The 20,556-nt window shown below is 62.1% G+C and carries 19 protein-coding genes; 11 read left to right on the top strand and 8 right to left on the bottom strand.

The genetic code is table 11. The annotated features are described in order from the left end of the window. Window positions 1–140: 140 nt before the first annotated feature. Complete coding sequence (locus tag BGO80_RS13400; protein WP_286721871.1) at window positions 141–464, top strand: hypothetical protein; 324 nt, start codon at window positions 141–143, stop codon at window positions 462–464. Between the two features lie 6 nt (window positions 465–470). Here BGO80_RS13400 and BGO80_RS13395 read toward each other — a convergent pair whose 3' ends face one another. The 6 genes from BGO80_RS13395 to dgoD form a co-directional block, all read right to left on the bottom strand. Continuing rightward, a complete protein-coding gene (locus BGO80_RS13395) occupies window positions 471–1,016 on the bottom strand; it encodes a hypothetical protein (RefSeq protein ID WP_286721870.1) in 546 nt (181 codons plus the stop codon). A gap of 27 nt (window positions 1,017–1,043) precedes the next feature. Further along, a complete protein-coding gene (locus BGO80_RS13390; protein ID WP_286721869.1) occupies window positions 1,044–1,445 on the bottom strand; it encodes a hypothetical protein in 402 nt (133 codons plus the stop codon). Window positions 1,446–1,630: 185 nt separating this feature from the next. Further along, window positions 1,631–2,362 (bottom strand): SDR family oxidoreductase, encoded by a 732-nt coding sequence (locus tag BGO80_RS13385; RefSeq protein ID WP_286721868.1) that lies wholly within the window; start codon window positions 2,360–2,362, stop codon window positions 1,631–1,633. Then, window positions 2,346–3,110 carry a FadR/GntR family transcriptional regulator gene (locus BGO80_RS13380; RefSeq protein WP_286721867.1) on the bottom strand — a complete coding sequence of 255 codons (765 nt, stop codon included), beginning with the start codon at window positions 3,108–3,110 and terminating at the stop codon, window positions 2,346–2,348. Before BGO80_RS13380 ends, BGO80_RS13385 begins: the two co-directional genes overlap by 17 nt. Window positions 3,111–3,144: 34 nt before the next feature. Further along, a complete protein-coding gene (locus BGO80_RS13375) occupies window positions 3,145–3,906 on the bottom strand; it encodes an SDR family oxidoreductase (protein ID WP_286721866.1) in 762 nt (253 codons plus the stop codon). Between the two features lies 1 nt (window position 3,907). Then, window positions 3,908–5,080, bottom strand: coding sequence for a galactonate dehydratase (dgoD, locus tag BGO80_RS13370; RefSeq protein WP_286721865.1), 1,173 nt, complete (start codon window positions 5,078–5,080; stop codon window positions 3,908–3,910). Window positions 5,081–5,203: 123 nt separating this feature from the next. Between dgoD and BGO80_RS13365 the strand changes: the two genes are divergently transcribed. The 8 genes from BGO80_RS13365 to BGO80_RS13330 all read left to right on the top strand — a co-directional run bounded on the left by BGO80_RS13365 (window position 5,204) and on the right by BGO80_RS13330 (window position 16,999). Next, window positions 5,204–6,121 (top strand): carbohydrate ABC transporter permease, encoded by a 918-nt coding sequence (locus BGO80_RS13365; protein ID WP_126149113.1) that lies wholly within the window; start codon window positions 5,204–5,206, stop codon window positions 6,119–6,121. Next, window positions 6,118–6,960: a carbohydrate ABC transporter permease gene (locus BGO80_RS13360; RefSeq protein WP_286721864.1), complete on the top strand. Its 843-nt coding sequence runs from the start codon at window positions 6,118–6,120 to the stop codon at window positions 6,958–6,960. The genes BGO80_RS13365 and BGO80_RS13360 overlap by 4 nt, the downstream gene beginning before the upstream one ends. A gap of 25 nt (window positions 6,961–6,985) precedes the next feature. Continuing rightward, window positions 6,986–8,266 carry an ABC transporter substrate-binding protein gene (locus BGO80_RS13355; protein WP_286721863.1) on the top strand — a complete coding sequence of 427 codons (1,281 nt, stop codon included), beginning with the start codon at window positions 6,986–6,988 and terminating at the stop codon, window positions 8,264–8,266. A gap of 70 nt (window positions 8,267–8,336) precedes the next feature. After that, on the top strand, window positions 8,337–11,042 hold the full coding sequence (locus BGO80_RS13350) for a DUF8487 domain-containing protein (protein ID WP_286721862.1): 2,706 nt from the start codon (window positions 8,337–8,339) through the stop codon (window positions 11,040–11,042). Continuing rightward, window positions 11,039–12,100 carry an ABC transporter ATP-binding protein gene (locus BGO80_RS13345; RefSeq protein WP_286721861.1) on the top strand — a complete coding sequence of 354 codons (1,062 nt, stop codon included), beginning with the start codon at window positions 11,039–11,041 and terminating at the stop codon, window positions 12,098–12,100. The genes BGO80_RS13350 and BGO80_RS13345 overlap by 4 nt, the downstream gene beginning before the upstream one ends. An 86-nt stretch (window positions 12,101–12,186) precedes the next feature. After that, on the top strand, window positions 12,187–12,810 hold the full coding sequence (locus BGO80_RS13340; RefSeq protein ID WP_286721860.1) for a TetR/AcrR family transcriptional regulator: 624 nt from the start codon (window positions 12,187–12,189) through the stop codon (window positions 12,808–12,810). Beyond that, window positions 12,807–13,895, top strand: a complete 1,089-nt coding sequence (locus tag BGO80_RS13335; protein ID WP_286721859.1) for an efflux RND transporter periplasmic adaptor subunit — start codon at window positions 12,807–12,809, stop codon at window positions 13,893–13,895. Before BGO80_RS13340 ends, BGO80_RS13335 begins: the two co-directional genes overlap by 4 nt. Continuing rightward, entirely contained in the window at window positions 13,895–16,999 is a 3,105-nt protein-coding gene (locus BGO80_RS13330) for an efflux RND transporter permease subunit (protein ID WP_286721858.1), read from the top strand. Before BGO80_RS13335 ends, BGO80_RS13330 begins: the two co-directional genes overlap by 1 nt. 36 nt (window positions 17,000–17,035) lie before the next feature. Here the strand turns inward: BGO80_RS13330 and BGO80_RS13325 are convergent, their stop codons facing one another. Next, on the bottom strand, window positions 17,036–17,602 hold the full coding sequence (locus tag BGO80_RS13325; protein ID WP_126149105.1) for a TetR/AcrR family transcriptional regulator: 567 nt from the start codon (window positions 17,600–17,602) through the stop codon (window positions 17,036–17,038). Between BGO80_RS13325 and BGO80_RS13320 the strand changes: the two genes are divergently transcribed. Beyond that, a complete protein-coding gene (locus BGO80_RS13320; protein WP_286721857.1) occupies window positions 17,584–19,203 on the top strand; it encodes an MFS transporter in 1,620 nt (539 codons plus the stop codon). The genes BGO80_RS13325 and BGO80_RS13320 overlap by 19 nt on opposite strands. Here the strand turns inward: BGO80_RS13320 and BGO80_RS19470 are convergent. Continuing rightward, window positions 19,120–19,476: a hypothetical protein gene (locus BGO80_RS19470; protein WP_502686575.1), complete on the bottom strand. Its 357-nt coding sequence runs from the start codon at window positions 19,474–19,476 to the stop codon at window positions 19,120–19,122. The genes BGO80_RS13320 and BGO80_RS19470 overlap by 84 nt on opposite strands. A 31-nt stretch (window positions 19,477–19,507) precedes the next feature. Here BGO80_RS19470 and BGO80_RS13310 point away from each other — a divergent pair, with 31 nt between their 5' ends. After that, a complete protein-coding gene (locus BGO80_RS13310; RefSeq protein ID WP_502686572.1) occupies window positions 19,508–20,521 on the top strand; it encodes an ABC transporter substrate-binding protein in 1,014 nt (337 codons plus the stop codon). The last annotated feature ends 35 nt before the right edge of the window (window positions 20,522–20,556 follow it).

The raw sequence follows: 20,556 nt of genomic DNA, 5'->3' as shown, positions 1-20,556 counted from the left end.
TTCAGATGAGACGCATCGGGTAAGCCAAACCTTGGTGCAAAAACCGACCAAGGTTTTGAGGATGCCAGGCGTCCTATCTCGGCAGACCGCGACTTGGCCGCGAGGGCCAGGCGGCGAAACGACAGCAAAGGATGAGATTCATGGGGCGCGGCGCCATCGTTCACGGCATTCCGCTTATTGTCGCCATCGGCGCCGGGTTGCTGCTGCTGCCTTGGATCATGGGGGCTTCGGCGATCCAGGGTGACGCCGGCGCGCGGGGCTATAATGTTGGCGTGGTGGCGCTGTTTCTCTATCCGGCCAGCTATCAGTTGCTCATCATCGCCTGGGGCATTTGCCGCTGGCAACGCTGGCCGCTGCAAGGCTTGCTCCTGCAACTCATCTGGCTGAGCCTGATGCTCTTTATCGCCACCATGAGCTATGCGCTCGTCGATCTGCAGGAATATTTGAGAAGCAGCGAACCCTAGGCGAGACTATCGCAACGGGCCCTGCGCGGTGGTGATCTGCCACTGGGCCTGACCGCCGAAATAGCCCCCGGCGATGCGCGTCCAATATTCCTCGCTGTCGAGGCCCATTTTGCCGACACCAAGCGCTGCGTCGGTCATGATATCCTGACCGAGATTGCGATCGATCAGCAGCGCGATGAGCGGCGTCTCGTTCTCGCCACCCTGGCGCTCGGGCATGTTCCACACAATGCCTTCGGCGTCTTGGCTGGCGAGGCCGGCGGCCAGGGCGACTTGCAGCGCCAGAACCGCCGGGCGCAACTCCTCTTCGCCTTCCGAGAAGGTCGACGGTGTCAGCGGCGGATAAGCGACCTCAGGCAGTGCGGCGTCGAGCGGCTGCCATTCACGCCAGTCGGCAAGCGCGTCGATCGTATCGAGCGAAAGGCAGGCGCGGATCAGACAATTGCGCCGCGTCGCCGACTTCTCGGTCAGCTCCCGCCGGCTCGCCGCCAGCAACAATGCCGCAGACTTGGCGGTCGGCTGGGTGACGAAACGCCAGATGACGCTGGGGCCCACACCAAAGGCCTCGGGGGGCGCGGTGTTCTACTCGCCATAGGCCAAGGCCGTTTCCACGCGAATGGCCGGACCGAGATTGAAGCGTTCGACGCTGATCAGCGAGAGCACGACGCCATCGACGGTCTGCTGATTGTAGCGCAGCAGGTAGCGCAGACGCGGCAGCGGTTCTTCCTGCAGATCGGTCAGCAACAGGGCCTTCTCAAACGGCGAAATATCGGCATCGAGCGGCACCATCGCATTGGGATCGCCACCGAGCAGATCGCCCAGTGCGCCCTCGATATGCTCTAGGGGCATCACCTCGAAATCCTCGGCCGCGACGAATACCTCAGCCGCCTCCGCAATGTGGTCCTGCGCCCAAGCGGGAAGCGCCATCATGCTGCCGATCAGCAGCATGATGGCCGTGACCATGGAGACAAAATGCTTGTTCATCAAAATCTCCGCCGTCCGGACCATAGGCTGGCAGCCCACTGCGCGCGCACACCACTATTGGCACGAAAGACGCGCGAGCGCCTGGTCGAACATCGCCGCGGCGTGATGCTAGACCGATTTTTGGCCTGTCGCCTCATTCAACTGGATGAGGCGATGACCATGGTCAGGGCGCCCCAACCGCCTCATCAGACGCGATCGAAGTTGCTCGGCAGGATAATCATGTCCCGGATCGTCACGGCGCGCCTGCGGCTCAGCATGAAGACGATGGCTTCGGCAACATCCTCTGGTTCGATGAGACCACCCGCTTCTCGGGCCTTGCGCAGGTTTTCGGCGGGCCAATCGGCGAGCAGAGCCGAGACCACCGGACCAGGCGATATTTGGGCAACCCTGATGCCATGCGGCAGCAATTGTCGGCGCATACCCTGGACGAAGCTGGTAATGGCCCACTTTGATCCCGAATAGACTGGCTCCCAATAGGTCGGGAAATGGCCAGCGACCGAACAGGTGACCACGATGTCGCCGACGCCGCGTTCGATCATGTGTGGAACGGCCGCATGCACGTTCTTCATCACCGCATTGACGTTGAGATTGAGCATGCGGTCGATGGCTTCAGGTGTCGTCTCGGACAGATCGCCGCCGATATAGGTGCCGGCATTGCAGTGCAAGATATCGATCTGGCCAACCGCGGCAAGGATCTCGGGCACCATGCGCGCACAGCTTGCCGGATCGAGCAGATCCGTGACCTGAAAAAGGCAGTTGGGACCGAGTTCGGCGGCCAGATCGCGCATGGCGCCCTCGTTGCGATCGACAAGCACGACCCGGGCGCCCTCGGCCAACAGAGCCTTGCTGGTGGCAAGACCAATCCCGGATGCCGCGCCGGTGACGACGGCGGTCTTGGCTTCAAACAGATGGCCCATATGCGTCTCCGAGTGCAGGCCGCGGCGCCGTCTGGCCGATGCCAAGGTCGATGATGGCGATATTGAGCAGCCGAGCCATGGAATTATAGGCACCCTCGCTGTCGCGCATGCGGATACGGTCGATGACCTCGCCATGATTGGGCAGCGAGGCGCCTGGCTCGCGCGCCCGCGAAATGGTCAGGCGGAAGGAATAGGCCAGCGCCGCACCGATAGTATTGGACAATTGCTGGAAGACGATATTGCCGCTGGCGCGCAGCAGCGCCGTGTGAAAATCGATATCGGCCTTGTTGAACGCCTCGAAATCCTGGTTCGCCTTGAACCGGCTCATGCGGGCGAAAGCATCTTCTAGGGGTGCAATATCGGTCGCCGTGGCCCTCAGGGCAGCGAAGCGCGCGGCGGCGGGTTCGATCACCTGCCGGGCTTCGATGAGGCTGAGCACGAGCTCGGCGCTGGGCTGCAGTTCCATCGACCAGCCGAGGAGATCGGGATCGAGCAGATTCCAGGCCTCGCGTGGCTGCACCACCGTGCCGACGCGCGGGCGCGTGGTCACCAGGCCCTTGGAGCCCAGCACCTTGATGGCCTCGCGCACCGCACTGCGGCTGATATTGAAATCGAGGCAGAGATCGGGCTCGGGCGGCATGACTGCTCCGGGCGCGATCTCATTGCCCAGGATCCGTTGCGCCAGCGTCTTGACCACGTGTCGATGCACGCGTGGCTTCAGCAATGGCTTGACGGTTTCCTCGATCATCAGACGACCTTTCTCGGCAGGCAGGGCGGCACAGCTATTCGTGGTAGAGAACAGAGCGGCCGCCGTCGATGGCAATCGACGTGGCATTGATGAACGGCGCCTCGTCACTGGCGAGAAATACCGCCGTCATCGCCACTTCCATCGGCTTGCCGATGCGCTTGGGCGGATGCAGATCATAGGTGCGCTGCCGCTCCGCCGCCGGATTGGCAAAGGTGTTCCAGTAATCCACCGCAAGATCGGTTTCGATATAGCCCGGCGCAATGGCGTTCACCCGAATATTGGCGCCAGCATATTCAATCCCGAGCGCCCGCGTCAGCCCCAGAAGCCCATGCTTGGCGACCGGATAGGGGAAGGTATGGGGGATGATCGTGCTGCTGTGGGAGGACGCGATATTGACGATGCTGCCGGCTTGCTGCGCCACCATGCCAGGTAGCACTGCCCGACACATGCGCCAGACGCCTTCAAGGTCGACGGCCATGCAGCGCTGCCATTCTGCATCTGAGGTTTCCAGGGGCTCGTGGAAGACATTGATGCCGGCATTGTTGACCAGAATATCGATGCGGCCATACCGCTCGAGCACCTGGCTCACACAATCGGATACCGACTGATTGAGAGTGACATCGGTGCGGATGAACCAGGCAGCGCCCCCAAGCCGCGCCGCAGTCGCCTTGCCGCTTGTCTCATCCAGTTCGGCAATGATGACCGCGGCACCTTCGCGCATGAAGGCCTCGGCTATGGCGGCGCCGATGCCTCTGCCCGCTCCGGTGATGATGGCGATCTTGCCGCTGAGACGCATATTACCAATCCACGATGGTGCCGTCGGGCATGACGGCGTTCTGGGTGTGCAGGACTTCCTGGGCGAAAGGGTGCTTGGCACATTCGGTCTCGTCAACAACGATGCCGAGACCGGGCGCATCCGGCACCTGCCAGAAGCCGTCGACCATGCGGATCGGGCCCTGGACGACATCGAAGTACCACGGCACTGCCCCCACCATTTCTTCCTGGATGACATGGTTCGGGGTCGAAACGGCAAAGTGCAGCGCGGCGACGCCAGCAATGGGACCGAGCGGGTTATGCGGCGCCACACCGATGCCCAGCGTTTCGGCACGGGCGGCGACTTTCTTGGCCTCGAGCAGACCGCCACAATGGCAGATATCGGGCTGCACGATATCGATGGCTCCCGTCGCGAACAGCACTTCGAAATCGGTACGGTCGATCAGTCGCTCACCGGTTGCCAGCGGCACGCTGGTCCGCCCGGCGAGGCGCTTGAGGCTTTCGAAATCGGCGGGTGGGACCGGTTCTTCGACGAACATCGGACGCGCTGGCGCCAAGGCCTCGATATAGGCCAGTGCGGCTCCGGCAGAGGCCGGGCGACCATGGAAATCCACCATGATCTCGATCTCATCGCCCACGGCCGCGCGCATTGCTTCCATCATGCGGGCGACCTTGTCCACCTGCGGCAGCGGTGCGTGATAGTGGGTATAGGGGACAAACACCGCCTTGAAGGCGCGATAGCCATTTTCAACCACCTCGCGAGCGCGCTCAACGATCGGGTCGATGGAATCGGTCTCGTAGACGGCCCGCATGTCGCCCATGCCGAGATGGGTGTAGACGCCCACCTTGTCGCGGACTTTGCCGCCGAGCAGTCGCCAGACCGGGACATCAAGGTGCTTGCCCAGGATATCCCACAGCGCCAGCTCAATGCCTGACACCGCGCTCATGCCCACTGCACCGAGACGCCAGAAGCTTTGCTTGGTCATGACGCGCACCGCCTGCTCGATGTCGCGCGGGTCCCGGCCCAGCAGAAGCGGCGTAAGGTCGTCGACTGCGCCGACAACGGCGCGCGTCTTCCATTCGAGCGTTGCCTCGCCCCAGCCGAAAAGACCGGGCTCGTCGGTTTCAACCTTGACGAAAACCCAGTTCCGCATTTCGGCATTGACCACGCGGGTCGTGATGGCTGTGATTTTCACGCGTCACCCATAAATCAGATTATTAAATGCTAGATGCACCTGTCGACACGGTCAAGTCGCCGAATTTACCTTGACAGCGCCATTAAACATCAGATTATTAAATTTATAAAACGGAGGATAAGCATGGCCACTGGCCGCGCTGGCAAGACCCTGCATCGTATGCGACGCGACACCGCCTTTTACTGGTCGGTGGCGCCGTTCCTTTTGATCTTCCTGGTCTTTTCCGTTTTTCCGGTGCTGTTCTCGCTCTATCTCGGCTTCAATCGCTGGGACGGCTTCACCGATCCGCAATGGGTCGGGCTCGAGAATTATGGCCGGGCGCTGCGCGATCCGGTGTTCCAGAAGGCCATCGGCAACACAATCTATCTGTGGTTCTGGTCCAGCGTGGTCACCATCGGCCTGGCGCTGGGCATTTCGGTGCTGATCAACGACTATGTCGCCTTCGGCAAAAGCTACTTCCGCATGGTGTTCCTGCTGCCGCTGCTGGTGGCGCCGGCGATCGCAGCCATCGTGCTTCGGGTGTTCTTTTCGGCCAATGGCGGCATCGTCAACCTGCTCTCGGGCGCGATGACTGGCACGCCGAGCTATTTCGACTGGCTCGGCTCCGAGGCCTTCATCAAGCCGCTGGTCGTTCTGCTTGTCGTGTGGCGCTGGACCGGCTGGTACATCATCATCTTCATGGCTGCGCTGCAGTCCATCCCCCGCGACATCTATGAGGCTGCGCGAATGGATGGCGTTGGCCGCTGGGCCATTTTCAGCCGCATTACCCTGCCGCTGCTGCTGCCCTCCGTCGCCTTCGCGGCAATTACCGCAACACTGGGCGGATTGCAGATGTTCGACGAGCCCTATGTGCTGACGCAGGGGCTGGGTGGCACCAACAATTCGGCAACGACCTTGGGCATGTATCTCTTCGCCACCGCGTTCACCCGCCTCAATTTCGGCGTCGGCTCCGCTGTTTCCTGGTACATTTTTGCTGCGGTTGTCATTCTCACCCTGCTTTACCAGGCTGGCCTGAAACGCCTGCGGGGAGCCTCGGCATGATCCGCTCCCTCATCAATCGCGAGAAGCGTTTCAATCTTGTCGTCACCCTGGCGCTCGTCTTGCTCAGCATCGTGTTCATCTTGCCGATCTATTGGACTGCCGTTTTTGCGACCCGCACCATCGGCGAGGTGTTCCAGTTTCCGCCACCGCTATGGTTCGGCGATAACCTGGTGCAGAACTACAAGAATATCGAGGCGGTGTTTCCCCCGTTTCGTCCGATCATCAATTCGCTGATCGTCGCCATTCCCAAGACTGTGGGCCTGGTACTGGTCAGCGCCCTCGCCGGCTATGGACTCTCCCGCTATACCCGCGCGCCGGGGCACAAAACCGTGCTGGTCGTCACCTTCGCGACGCTGTTCTTCCCGCCATCTCTGGCGCTGATCCCGTTCTTCCTGCAGATGAACGCCATCGGCTGGCTCAATACCTATTGGCCGTTGATCCTGCCCGCCCTGGCATCGGGCTTCGGCGTGGTCTGGATGTACACCTATATCGGCTCCACGGTGCCCAAGGAGCTGTACGAGGCCTCGGAAATGGACGGTGCCAAGGGCCTGGCGACCTTCGTCTTCGTGGTTCTACCCATCATCCGCCCGGGCCTTGCCGCACTCGCGGTCTGGACACTGATCAGCACCTGGAACGACTTCCAGATCCCGCTCGTCGTCATCAGCGACGGCACCAAATTCACCGTTCCGCTGGCACTGACCACGCTCTCCACCACCCACTATTCCGACATGCCGGCGGTGATGCTGGCAACGCTGATGGGTCTCGTCCCCGTCTTTATCCTGTTCGCGCTGCTAAGCCGCCAGTTCATCGCCGGCCTGACCGCCGGTTCCGTCAAATGACGCCTATGCAAATGGAGGATTTGCTATGAAGACCGTTCTCAAGGGGCTCGCTGCCATGGCGCTCGCGGGCGCTATCAGCCTGCCCGCCCTGGCCCAGGACGCGCCAGACGCATCGATTTCCGGCACGATCAACGTGCTGACCTGGCCCAACAACGATCGCACGTTCCAGGCGCTGCTGCCCGCTTTCAACGCGGCCTATCCCAATATCACGGTCAACATCCAGGGCATTCCACAGGCCAACAATGCCTATCTCAACGCCGTTCAGCGCGCCATGCTCGCGGGCGGCGGCACCGATGTCGCCATGATCGAGATCGGCATGATGGCACTGCTGCGCGACAAGCCGCAATGGGTCGACCTGGCCCAGGCGCCGTATAATGCGGGTGAGTTCATCAACGACTTCGCCGGCTTCACGGTCGCCAATGTCACCCTGCCCGATGGCAAGATTTCGGCCCTCCCTAAGCATACCGGTCCGGGTGGCATGTTCTATCGCTCCGATATCTTCGGCGAAGCGGGGCTGCCGACCGATCCGACCGAAGTCAGCGCGCTGTTTGCCGACTGGAATACGTTCCTCGAGGAAGGCAAGAAGCTGGCTGTGCCCAATGAGCGCTGGCTCATCGGCAATGGCGAAGAAATCGTGCGTGCCTATATCGCGCAGAAGGGCGTGTCCTATTTCAACGCCGATGGCCAGTTGCAACTCGACGATCCCGCCTTCCGCGAAGCGCTCGAACTGGTCAAGACCGCCGGCGAAGCTGGTCTGATTTCGCCCTTCACCGCCTGGAGTCCGGAATGGCAGGGTGCCTTCCAGCGCGGCCAGCTGGCCACCGTGCTCTATGGCAACTGGTTTGGCGGCCTGCTCAAGCGCGCCTATGCCACCGACCAATCCGGCAAATGGGCCGTGACCCAGGCCCCTGGCGTCGATGGCAAGCGCTCGTTCAACTCGGGCGGCGACTATATCGGCATCCTGGAAGGCTCGCAGAACAAGGAAGCGGCCTGGGCCTTTGTGAAATGGCTCGTCACCAACGACGAAAGCCTCAAGCAGCAGTACCAGAACGACGACCTCTACCCGGCCTATACGCCTGCCGGCACCGCCGACTGGATCAACTTCGAAGATCCATATTATGCCGGCGAAAACGTCAACACCATTTTCGCCCCGGTGCAGGCCGAGATGACGCCCTTCACGCTCAACGCCCTGGACAACAACGTCTATACGGCACTCGGCACGGCCATCAACAATGTGGCACGCGGCGTTCAGTCGGTTGATGATGCCCTGGCCGCCATCAAGGCCGAAGTCGAAGCCCAGATGTAAGGCGACGGGGGCGGGCTACGGCCCGCTCCACCCCGCCCTATCCACCACCGGACCAGCCCCGAGATCGACCATGCTTACCTCCATCCCGCTTGAAGGCGAATGGGCCTTTGCCTTGGACCCCGACAATCGGGGCGAAGCCGAGCAATGGTTCCAGCGTGACCTCGGGGACACCATTTCCCTGCCCGGCAGCGTCGACGAGGCGAAAAAGACGCCACTTTCGCGCTTCCGGACCATGGCCCATCTCAGCCGGCGCCACCCCTATATCGGCAAAGCCTGGTATGCGCGCCGGTTCGACGTGCCGGAGGGGCTGGAAGATCATTTCTTCCACATCGCTCTCGAGCGTCCGCATGGCGAGGTCAATATCTGGCTCGATGGCTATAAGCTCGGCCGCGACGAGAGCCTGTCGACCGCTGTGCGCATGCTCGCCGGCAAGCTCTCCGCCGGGTCACATTCGCTGGTGATGATGATCGACAATTCCCGCTTCGAGGCAGTTGGCGAAGCCATCATTCGCGACCATGGCCTGATGGGCGACGTCGCCCATTCCAAGACCGATCACACCCAGACCAATTGGAACGGTGTTGTCGGATATTTGCGTGTCGAGGCGGCAAGGCAGCAGATCGCCCGCATCGATGTCGATGCCCGCAGCCATAAGGCGAAAATCGATATCGAACTCGACGTCTTCGACGCCGACAATCGCTGGCCCACCTGGTGGCAGGGCGAGCACGACAATGAACTGGTGCTGACCTTCACTTTCGCGGGTGAGGACACGCCGCTGGAAGTCCGTCAGCCGATCGCCGTCGATAGCGGTTTCACCAAGCTCTCCCTCGAGGTCGACCTTCCCGAACGCGCGCGGCTATGGGACGAATTCGATCCGGTCGTGCATGCGCTGCGCGTCGAATGGTATCGTGACGGACAATTGCAGGATCGGTACGAGACCGCCTTCGGCATCCGCGATTTTACGAGGGACGGTCGGCACCTCGTGCTCAATGGGCGACGCGTGTTCCTGCGCGGCACGCTCGACTGCGCCATTTTTCCGCTCACCGGTTACCCACCAACCGATCAAGCAGGCTGGGAAAAGGTGTTCGGCACGGCCAGGGCCTATGGGCTCAACCACATTCGCTACCACTCCTGGTGTCCGCCCAAGGCGGCCTTCGAGGTGGCAGACCGAATGGGGATCTTGCTGCATGTCGAAACCCCCGTCTGGCCGGTTCTCGGCGCCGATCCAGCGCTTGATCGCTACATCCATGCCGAGGCCGAGCGCATCGTGCGAGACTATGGAAACCACCCCAGCTTCGTCATGCTCTGCGTTGGCAATGAAGTGAACGGCTCAGGGACCCACAGCTTTCTCGAACGCTTTATCGACAAGTGGCAGGCCCAGGATGCGCGACGCCTCTATACTGGCGGGTCGGGCTGGCCCACGGTCAAGCGCGCCGACTACATTTCCAAACCCGAGCCGCGTAATCAGCGCTGGGGCGAGGGCCTAGATGGCCGGCTGAATGCCCGGCCCCTGGAAACCATGACCGACTGGAGTGAGTGGGTGGATGCCGTGCCCATGCCGCTGGTCAGCCATGAAATCGGCCAGTGGTGCGTCTATCCCGATCTTGAAGAAATCGCCAAATATACGGGCGTGCTCGAAGCCCGCAATTTCGAGATGGTGAAGGCCGATCTCGAGGCCAAGGGGCTGGCACATCTCGCGCACGCCTTGATGATGGCAAGCGGCGCGCTGCAAAGCCAACTCTACAAGGAAGAGATGGAGGCGGCGCTGCGCACACCGGACATGGCCGGAGTTCAGCTTCTCGGCCTGCAGGACTTTCCTGGCCAGGGCACGGCGCTGGTGGGCGTGGTGGACGCCTTCTGGGACGAAAAACCCTATGTGACTCCGGACCAGTTCCGCGAATTCTGTGCGCCGATCGTGCCCCTTCTCCGCGCCGAGCGCTTCGTGCTCAGTGAGGGCCAGTGTTTTGCCGCAAAGGTACAACTCGCCCAATTCGATGCGGTCCCGTTACCGGCCGGACAGCTGCGCTGGCGCCTCGTCGATGCGAATGGTGTTGCTGCACGTGAAGGCACCCTTGCTCATCATGGTCTCACCAGCGGTGCCCTGCACGATCTCGGAACCATCGAGATTGACACCGCCGGATTGCATGCCCCGGCGCGATATGAGGTGGTGATCGACTTGCCGGGCACCGACTACCGCAATCGCTGGGCACTCTGGACCATGCCTGCGCCCGGAGAGGCTCTCCCCCTGCCGATCATTTCGGCGCTGGACGCTGACGCTCTCGCCAGGCTTGCTGCGGGCGAAACCCTGGTGTTGACGCCTCCTCCCGAGGCGCTAAAACCCAATGCCATTCTCGGCCATACCGCCGCCTTCTGGAATACGCTCTGGACCGATGGGCAGGCACCGCACACGCTGGGGCTGCTGAACGATACCAGCCATCCGCTGTTCCGGAATTTCCCCTCGGCGACCCACACCGACTGGCACTGGTTTGAGCTCAGCTTCCGCCGCCGGGCACTCGATATCGCCGGCACGGCCTTCCGCGCCATCGTTCGCGTCGTCGACGACTGGAACGAGAACCGCGACCTGCTGCTGCTCGGCGAGGCGCAGGTCGGCAGAGGCCGACTGATCATCTCGGCTATCGACCTTTCAGGTGCGCTCGAGAGTCGACCGGTGGCGCGGGCCATGCGCACAGCGCTCGCAACCTATCTGCAGCACCCCGCTGCCGCCCCGCAGCTTACCCCAGACGCCGTTCAAACCTGGTTCGAAAGGATCACCCAATGACCGCTATCGAGCTGCGCGATGTCCGAAAAAACTTTGGTGGGGTCGCCATCATCCACGGTGTCGACCTTGCGATCGAAAACGGGGAGTTCGTGGTGTTTGTCGGCCCCTCGGGCTGCGGCAAGTCCACCTTGCTGCGCATGATCGCCGGGCTTGAAGACGTCTCGGCCGGTGACGTCTTGATCGATGGCAGCGTGGTCAACAATATCGAACCTGCATCACGCAAGCTGGCCATGGTGTTTCAATCCTACGCGCTCTACCCGCATATGAGTGTTGAGCAGAATATGAGCTTCGGCCTGCGCATGACCGGCACGTCGAAGGGCGAAACCAAAAAGCGCGTTGCCGAGGCCGCCCGCATCCTGCAACTCGACCAGTTGATGCGCCGCAAGCCGGCGCAGTTGTCAGGCGGCCAGCGCCAGCGCGTCGCCATCGGCCGCGCCATCGTCCGTCAACCCCGCGCCTTTCTGTTCGATGAGCCGCTCAGCAATCTCGACGCCGAATTGCGGGTGCAGATGCGGGTCGAGATTGCCAAGCTGCATCAGGATCTTGGCGCCACCATGATCTATGTCACCCACGATCAGGTCGAAGCCATGACCCTGGCCGACAAGATCGTGGTGCTGCGTTCAGGGCGCATCGAGCAGATCGGCACCCCGGCGCAGCTTTATGCCGACCCCGACAACATCTTCGTTGCCGGCTTTATTGGCTCGCCCAAGATGAACCTCATCAATGCCAGCAGCGATGGCAGGACTGTTTCGGCTGGCGGCATCACCCTCGACTTTGCCGGCCTGGCGCTTCCATCCGGCAGTGTCACCGTCGGCATCCGACCTGAACAGTTCGATGCGCCTGTTACCGCGCCCCATGGTTTTACCGTGACGGCGCAGGTGGTCGAAAATCTCGGCGGGACGTCCATTGTCCACTGCGCCCTGCCCGACGGCCAGATCATACTGGTCGAACAGCGCGGCGCAGTCCGGACCAAAGCGGGCGAGGCGCTGCGATGCGCCTTCGACCCCGCCAATGTCCTGCTTTTCGACGCAGAGGGCCGGCGCCTACGCTCCCATTAAACGGCTTCCCACACTGCAGGCAGTGCCGCTTGACATTTAACTGAACGCGTATATTAAACGCGTTCAGTTAAACAAGAGGCGGATGAATGGCCAGGCCAGCACTGACCGATGCGGAAGAGCGCGCGATGCGCAGCACTATCCTGCTGCAAGCCGCGCGCATTATCGCGGCCCGCGGCTATAGCGCTCTATCGATGCGCACGCTGGCGCTGGAAGTCGGGCTGTCGCCTGGCGCCCTCTATCGTTATTTCGCCAGCAAGAAGGAGGTTCTGGCCGCGCATGCTTCTGATGCAGTCGGGGAAATGACGGCACGATTGCGGTCGATTGCCGATGCAGACCTGGCACCGGCACAGGCCGCACGCGCCATGCTGCTCGAATATTGCCGCTTTTGCGCCGAAGACCCCGATCGCTTCCGCGTGCTATTTTCCCATGAGGCAGAAGAGGCGGCTCGCTGCAGCACGCACTCTCCCGCGCCCAGCGTGCAACAGGCCTTCGCGCTTGCCGAGAGCCAGGTGCAATTGTGCCTCGACAGTGGCGACTTCCAGGCATCGTCGGCACGCTCGGCCACCTTGGTCTTGTGGGCCTGTGCGCATGGTCTGGTGAGCCTCTGGAGCACGATCACCGAGATCGAGATCGGCGACAGCCAGGCCTTCTTTGAAATGGGCATTTCGACGGTCCTGCGCGGACTGCGTTCTGAGAGCATCAACACATGAAGAAGATCGGTTTTGTCTGCCTTGCCGCGCTGAGCCTGGCGCTGGCGGGGTGTTCCGCGCAGTCCGATGAGCACAGCGATGCAGTGGCCGAGCACGTGCGGCCGGTGCGCATAGTGGTTGCAACCCGCTCGGCGGCTACCGCAAACCTCGTCTATACCGGCGAAGTTCTGCCACGCACGCAAACCGGCTTCGGCTTCAAGATGGGCGGCAGGCTGATCGAGCGGCTGGTGGATGTCGGCAGCACAGTGGCGCCCGGCGATGTGCTCGCCCGACTCGACCCGATCGATATCGAAAACCAGTTGCGCAGCAGCGAGGCCGACCTGGTCAGCGCTCTGGCGGGTCGCGATACCGCTGAAGCCGCATTCATCCGGCAGCAGACCCTGTTCGGCAGCGGCGTGATCACCCGGGCTCAGTTCGAGGCGGTCGAGCTCGAATTCAATGCCGCCAAGGCACGGGTGACCAATGCCGAAGCGGCGCTCGACACGGTGCGGGAAAACCTCAAGCAGACCGAACTCAAGGCCACTGCCGCCGGCGTCGTGATCCAGATCGACGGCAATGTCGGGCAGGTGGTTGCCGCGGGCCAGCCGGTGGTGATGATCGCCTCTAACGATCGGCGCGACGCGGCCTTCGACATTCCCGAGCAATTGCTTGAGCCCAAATTCTCCGCGGCCGCCGTGGAGGTGGCGTTGTTGTCCTATCCAGACATCCGCTTCTCCTCCCATATCCGCGAAGTGAGCCCGATTGCCGACCCGACCACCCGAACCTACCGAGTCCTGGTGGAGCTGACGGGAGCACCGGAGCAGATGTTCCTGGGCGCCGCCGTGACTGGCACCATCGACCTCGGCGGTGGCGATGTTTTCCGCCTGCCGTCCAGCGCCATCACCAGCCAGGACGGCAGACCGGCAGTGTTCGTGGTCGACCCCGAGACGCTGACGCTCGAGCGCAAGCCTGTGGCGCTGGCGCAGCAGACCAGCGCGCAAATCATTGTCGGAGATGGCCTCGACCAGGGAGACCTGGTGGTCACTGCCGGGGTCAGCAAATTGCGGCCCGGCCAAAGCGTGCGGCTCGAGGACGGCCAGAAGTGATGAGCCAGCCACAAAAGCCCAAGCAGGGCTTCAATCTTTCAAGCTGGGCGCTTAACAACCAGTCCTTCGTTGTCTTCCTCATGCTGCTGACGGTGCTGGCTGGCACGTTCAGCTTCCTCAACCTGTCCCGCGGTGAAGATCCGCCGTTCACCATCAAGACCATGGTGGTGTCGGCAGCCTGGCCGGGCGCGACCATGCAGGATACCGCGAGCCTCCTCACCAATCTCATCGAGAAAAAGCTGGAGGAGACCCCGAACCTCGATCACGTACAAAGTTATTCGCGGCCGGGAGAAGCTGTGGTTTTCGTCTATCTGCGCGACGACACCAAGCCGGCCCAGGTGACGGATGCCTGGTATCAGGTGCGCAAGAAGATGGACGATCTCGCGCCGAGCCTGCCCGAGGGCGTGCGCGGCCCGTTCCTCAATGATGAGTTCGCCGACACTTTTGGCATCATCTACGGTTTCCAGTACGAAGGGTTCAGCGCCGGAGACATCCGCCAGCGCGTCGATAACGTGCGGACACGCCTGATGGCGGTGCCCGATGTCGGCAAGATCGAACTGATCGGCGTGCAGCCCGAACAGATCACCATTGCCTTCCAGACCCGCAAGCTCGCCGCGCTCAACCTCAATATCGATGCAGTGATCGCCAGCCTGCAGGAACAGAATGCCGTGGCGCCGGCCGGCACCATCGAAACCGCATCGGAAAAAATCGCTGTCACAGTCGATGGGGCCTTCACCAGCGAAGACAGCATCCGCAAGGTGGTGCTGCGTGTCGACAACCGCTTCGTGCCGCTCACCGACATTGCCGAGGTTTCGCGTGGGCCAATCGATCCACCGTCGCCCGGCTATCGCGTCAACGGCAAACCGGCCATCGGCCTCGCCATCTCGGTCGCCGAGGGCGCAGACGTGCTCAAGTTTGGGCGGCAGATCGATGCGCTGATGGCGGAGATCACACCTGAACTGCCTTATGGCATCGACGTCGTGAAGGTCGCCGACCAGACTGAAGTGGTGGACCATGCCATCGAGCATTTCATCAAGGTGCTGCTGGAAGCCATCGCCATCGTGCTGGCCGTGTCCTTCCTCTCGCTGGGCACCCGGGCCGGCCTGGTCGTCACGGTGTCGATCCCACTGGTGCTGGCCATGACCTTCGTGGGGATGGAACTGGCGGGCATCGGGCTGCAACGCATTTCGCTCGGCGCGCTGATCATCGCGCTGGGGCTGCTTGTCGACGACGCCATGATTACCGTCGAGGCGATGGTGGGACGGCTCGAACATGGCTGGGAAAAGGCCCGCGCCGCAACCTATGCCTATGAAACCACCGCCTTTCCGATGCTCACCGGCACGCTGGTGATGATCGCCGGCTTCGTTCCGGTGGGCTTTGCCGCCTCCAGCGCGGGGGAATATTGCTATTCCCTCTTCATGGTGGTGCTGATTGCCCTCAGCACCTCATGGATCGTCGCAGTGGTGTTCGCACCGCTTCTGGGCGTTTGGATCCTGCCCAAGACCGTCAAGCCACACAAGGAAGGCGGCGGCAGGATCATGCGCGGCTATGCGCGTATCCTGGACCTCGCTCTCAAGCACAGGCTGGCGACCTTGTCGCTTGCCGTACTGGCCTTCGGCGCCTCGCTGGTCGGCTTTACCCAGATCGAGGAGCAGTTTTTCCCAACAGCCGACCGCCCGGAGCTGATGGTGAGCCTGACCTTGCCGCAGAACGCCTCCTATGCGGCCACCGACGCGGATGCCAAAAAGCTCGAAGCATTCCTTTTGGACGACGCCGATGTGGACCATTTCTCCACCTATATCGGTTCGGGCGCCATCCGCTTCTATCTACCGATGGACCTCCTGCTCACCAATGACAACGTCACCGAATTTGTCGTCGTCGCCAAAGGCCTGGAGGCGCGAGACCGGCTGCAGGCGCGGCTCGCGAACTATCTCGAGAGCGAATTTCCCGAAGCGATTTCGCGCGCATCGCCACTCGAACTCGGACCGCCGGTGGGCTGGCCGCTGAAGTTCCGCATCACCGGGCCCGACCATGCCATGGTGCGTGATCTATCGATGCAGTTCGCCAATCTGCTGGCAGAAAACCCTTCGACGCGCGGCATCAACCTGACCGCCGGCGAACCCCAGCGCAGCGTGGACATCGAGATCGACCAGGTTCGCGCCCGCGCCTTGGGCATCTCCTCCAAGGACATCGCCTCGCTGACGGCCACCGTCTATACCGGCGCGCCTCTCACCCAGTTGCGCGAAGGCGACCAGCAGATCGAAGTGATCGTGCGCGGCGACACTACCGACCGTTCGGACCTCGCCACCATCGACAATCTCCAGATCTCCGCTCCCAACAACCGTTCGGTGCCGCTCCGGTCCATTGCCACGGTGAGTCACGGCGTCGAAGACCCCATTATCTGGCGTCGAAACCGCCAGGCAATGATCGTTGTCCAGGCCGATGTGGCGCCGGACATGAAGGCAGCCACGGTCGTCGAGCAGATGCGGCCCGCCATCGCCGACTTCCAGGCCGGACTGCCCACCGGCTATGCTGTGGACATTGGCGGGGTGGTGGAGGAATCCGCCAAGGGCAGCGAGTCAGTCTTCGCCATGCTGCCCGCGACCCTGCTGATCATGATGACGCTGCTGATGATCCAACTGCGCAGTCTGGCGCGCATGGCCCTCGCCATCTTCATGGCGCCTTTCGGGCTGATCGGCGTGGTCATTGCCTTGCTGGCCACCGGGGTGGCCATGGGTTTCGTGGCCCAGCTCGGCATTATCGCGCTGGCCGGGATGATCATCCGCAATGCTGTGATCCTCATCGAGGAGGTCGACACCAATATTGCCAACGGAATGGAGCCTGATGCGGCGATCCGGGCGGCGTCGCTGCATCGGGCACGCCCGATCGTGCTGACTGCCTGCGCAGCGGTGTTGGGTATGATTCCAATCGCCACCAGCGTGTTTTTCGGACCCATGGCCTTCGCCATCATCGGCGGGCTGGCGATAGCCACCTTCCTGACGCTGACCCTGCTGCCGGCGGCATTCTCCATGCTGCTGCAGTGGGAACGTCGCAAGGTTATGGCAACTGCGGCATCAGCGGAGATTGAGGCGAGCGCATCATGAAGGCGACACGGCGGGGACGATCGTATGCCCCGCCGATCATCGATCTGGCTGGGGCGATTGCTGGTCCTTGCCGAACGTGTGGTCGAGGAAAATGGCTTCGATGTCATCCAGCTGAGACTGCCAGTCCAGATTGCTTTCGACGCCCCAGATGCGCAAGGCAAAGAGGCCCTCGACCGCGAGGAAAGCCGCCTTGGCGGTTCGGGCCTCCTGCGTGTCCCCCATCTTTTCGAGGATCGCACTATACCATTGCACCGTGGACAAGCGGTTCTTGGGGTTCTGCATGTAAGCGATCATCAGGCCCGCCATCTTTGCGCCAATGACAGCCTGCGAAGAGCGCATTGCGGCAATGTAGGCGCGTACGAACCCGATCGGCCCGACCGTCTGAACGTCTGGAATCAGTGCGTCAAATTGCGTGGTCCACCGATCGACAAGCGCCCGGATCAGATCATCCTTCGAGGCGAAGGCGTACTGAACCCCACCCTTGGAGATGCCCGCTGCCTTGGCCAGAGCGTCGATCGTCAGCGTTTGAGGCCCGTCGGCATTGACGATTTCCTCGGCAATCGTCAGCAGGCCGTCCCGGCTGATTGTCGGTTTTCTGCCCATGCATTTTTCCCTTGAGAGCGTCGTTCGGCACGATTGCATTCCATACGTATGTATTTATATGGAGCGCTCTGGTTTTTCAATCTGGTGATTCAATGTCTGCCCATTACCGCGACCCCAAGCGCTGGCTGGTCCTCATCGCTGTCATGTTGGCGTTTCTTCCGGTCGTCATCGATATGACCGTCCTTCATGTTGCCGTGCCCACTCTGACACAGTCATTGGGCGCATCCAGCACGGAAATGCTCTGGATCATCGACATTTATCCGCTGCTGATGGCGGGCCTGCTGGTTCCGATGGGAACGCTCGCCGATCGGATCGGCAACCGCAAGGTGTTGCTGACCGGTCTCACCATCTTTGGCACGGCCTCGGTTATCGCTGCATTTTCACAAAGCGCTTCGATGCTGATCGCGGCGCGTGTGCTGCTGGCGCTCGGCGGCTCCATGATCGTGCCCTGTGTACTGGGGACCATCAGGCGCACCTTCGAGGATGATAGCGAGCGCGCAATCGCATTGGGCATGTGGGGCACGGTCGGCTCGGCAGGAGCCGCCGTAGGCCCGTTGGTCGGTGGCGGCCTCCTCGAGCACTTCTGGTGGGGCTCGGTCTTCCTCATCAATGTCCCGGTCATGCTGCTGGTCGCCCCCACATGCTACATGCTCCTGTCGCGCCATGAGCCGACATCGAGCGGGAAGTGGGCGCTTGGCCAGGCTCTGCTGCTCATCGCCGGAATGATCTCGCTCGTCTATGCCGTGAAAGCAGGTTTTAGCGGTAGCCAGCCTATGGTCATCCTGCTGCCGATCGTGGCGTTCGGCCTAGCCATGCTCTGGCTCTTCGCCAGAAAGCAGCTTCGTTCGGACAATCCGATGCTCGATCTCTCCCTGTTCTCCCATCCGGCAATCGTCGCCGGCATGGTCATGGCCCTGGTGGCCACCGGCGCCCTTGCCGGTGTGGAACTGACCCTGGCTCAGGAACTGCAATATGTCATCGGCAAGACGCCGCTCGATGCCGGCCTGTTCATGATCCCGATCATGGTCGCCGCGGGTATCGGGGGGCCGATCGCGGGCTTCCTCTCCAACATGTTCGGCCTGCGCCTGGTGGCCACCGCTTCACTGTTGGTTGGGGCAGCGGCGCTGGCATTTCTCGGCAGGGCGGATTTTCATGACCCAGGCCTGTTGGTTCCGCTCGCTCTGGCTGTTGTCGGCCTGACGCTCAGCATCGGCCTGACCGCGTCGTCCATTGCCATCATGGGCTCGGTTGAGCCCGAAAAGGGCAGTGCCGCAGGGGCGCTGGAAGGCACGGGCTACGAACTTGGCACCGGCCTCGGCATCACGCTTTTCGGCGTGTTCATGGCGAGCGTCTTCAGCCAGGCATTGCAGGTGCCACCGGACCTGACGCAGCACTTGGCGCAGCAGGCGAGCCGCTCGATCGGCGATACCTATCTGGTGGCGAGCCAACTCCCTGCCGAACAGGCGGCGGCCCTGATTGCTGCAGGGAAGGCGGCCTTCAGCGGCGCTCACGTCACCTTACTGAGTGTTGCAGCGAGCGTGATTGCCGTGCTTGCGATCGCCGTCTATTTCCTTTTGGCGAGCTATCGCAAACCGGCGTGATCGGTAGGCAAGCAAAGGCGTCAGCCGCATCACGGCTGGCGCCCAGACCTCCGGCGCCTGGTCGGGAAGAGAAAAGGTCCGGGTCAGGAGCGGGGTGGTCGAGAGGTCGGTCAGGACGCATTCCACGCTACCGACCATGACCTTGAGGCCCACCGCAAGCAGGCCGGAATAGTTGATCTCGACCGGGATCGGTCGGCGACCGGTGGCGCCCTTGCTGGGCTGCCCTTCGACCAGCAGGCCCTCCTCGATGAGATCGCCCACCGCGAAAGTCACGGTCGCTCCGCTCAACCCTACCGCCGCGGCGATTTCGGCGCGACTGAGAGCCCCGCGCTCTCGCAGCAGGTTCAGGATCAGGCGCCGGTTCAAGGCCTTCGTCGAGCGCGGCCTGTTCGAAGATATTACCGACCTGATCAACCAGGAAGACTATGGTTCCGTTCTTGGCGGTACGCTGAGCGCCACCACTGTGGGCGGAAAAGTCTATGGCCTGCCGCTTGCCGGCACGCTCTGGGGCAATTTCTATATCAAGAACGTCTTCGAGGAAAAAGGACTCGTCGCGCCCACCACCTGGGACGAGTTGCTGACCTATTCGGAAGCCGCCAAGTCAGCAGGCATGTCGCCGATGGCCTTCGGCAGCAAGGAACTCTGGCCCTGCGCAGGCTTCTTCGACGTGCTCAACCTGCGCATCAACGGGCTCGACAACCATATCGCGCTCATGGATGGCCATCTGAGCTATCTCGACCCCATGCTGCAGCCGGTTTTCAACCACTGGGAAGAGCTGATCAAGGCGGGCGTCTTCACCGAGAACCATACCTCCTTTGGCTGGCAGGAAGCGGGCGCGCTGCTCAGCCAGCGCAAAGCCGGCATGATGAATCTCGGCAACTTCATCAAATACGTCATTCCCGAAGCGGACCTGCCGCACCTGACCTTCGTGCCCTTCCCCAAGATTGCCGATATTCCGCGCTTCGAGGATTTTTCCACCGACTCCGTGCATATCCCGGCCAATGCCAAGAACAAAGAACTGGCGCGCCAGTTCCTGGCCTTCTTCTACGAGCCGGAAAACCTGCACGCCTTCCTGGCTCCGGCCGGCAATGTGCCGCCGCGCAACGACATGCCGCCCAGCGACGATCCGCTCGTCAACGCAGCGGTGGAAAGTCTCAAGACCGTCACCGGCACGGCCCAGTATTACGACCGTGACACCGATCCGGACATGGCGCAGGCCGGCCTCAATGGGTTCCAGGAGTTCATGGCGCGTCCCGATCGCCGCGAGCAGATCCTGACCCGGCTGGAAGATACGCGCAAACGCATCTTCGGCGCTTGATCCCTTTCCCTCCCTGACGACTGGAGAGGGCGGTT

The sequence above is a fragment of the Devosia sp. 63-57 genome, assembly GCF_001899045.1.
GTDB lineage: Bacteria > Pseudomonadota > Alphaproteobacteria > Rhizobiales > Devosiaceae > Devosia > Devosia equisanguinis.
Note: the sequence above shows the minus strand (reverse complement) of the source record. Positions and strands in the feature narration are given on the sequence as shown.

Bases quoted from the DNA above. Each gene is read 5' to 3' on its own strand.
- BGO80_RS13400 (WP_286721871.1), top strand. From the start codon at position 141: ATGGGGCGCGGCGCCATCGTTCACGGCATTCCGCTTATTGTCGCCATC.
- BGO80_RS13390 (WP_286721869.1), bottom strand. From the start codon at position 1,445: ATGAACAAGCATTTTGTCTCCATGGTCACGGCCATCATGCTGCTGATC.
- BGO80_RS13385 (WP_286721868.1), bottom strand. From the start codon at position 2,362: ATGGGCCATCTGTTTGAAGCCAAGACCGCCGTCGTCACCGGCGCGGCA.
- BGO80_RS13380 (WP_286721867.1), bottom strand. From the start codon at position 3,110: ATGATCGAGGAAACCGTCAAGCCATTGCTGAAGCCACGCGTGCATCGA.
- BGO80_RS13375 (WP_286721866.1), bottom strand. From the start codon at position 3,906: ATGCGTCTCAGCGGCAAGATCGCCATCATCACCGGAGCGGGCAGAGGC.
- BGO80_RS13365 (WP_126149113.1), top strand. From the start codon at position 5,204: ATGGCCACTGGCCGCGCTGGCAAGACCCTGCATCGTATGCGACGCGAC.
- BGO80_RS13360 (WP_286721864.1), top strand. From the start codon at position 6,118: ATGATCCGCTCCCTCATCAATCGCGAGAAGCGTTTCAATCTTGTCGTC.
- BGO80_RS13355 (WP_286721863.1), top strand. From the start codon at position 6,986: ATGAAGACCGTTCTCAAGGGGCTCGCTGCCATGGCGCTCGCGGGCGCT.
- BGO80_RS13350 (WP_286721862.1), top strand. From the start codon at position 8,337: ATGCTTACCTCCATCCCGCTTGAAGGCGAATGGGCCTTTGCCTTGGAC.
- BGO80_RS13345 (WP_286721861.1), top strand. From the start codon at position 11,039: ATGACCGCTATCGAGCTGCGCGATGTCCGAAAAAACTTTGGTGGGGTC.
- BGO80_RS13340 (WP_286721860.1), top strand. From the start codon at position 12,187: ATGGCCAGGCCAGCACTGACCGATGCGGAAGAGCGCGCGATGCGCAGC.
- BGO80_RS13335 (WP_286721859.1), top strand. From the start codon at position 12,807: ATGAAGAAGATCGGTTTTGTCTGCCTTGCCGCGCTGAGCCTGGCGCTG.
- BGO80_RS13330 (WP_286721858.1), top strand. From the start codon at position 13,895: ATGAGCCAGCCACAAAAGCCCAAGCAGGGCTTCAATCTTTCAAGCTGG.
- BGO80_RS13325 (WP_126149105.1), bottom strand. From the start codon at position 17,602: ATGGGCAGAAAACCGACAATCAGCCGGGACGGCCTGCTGACGATTGCC.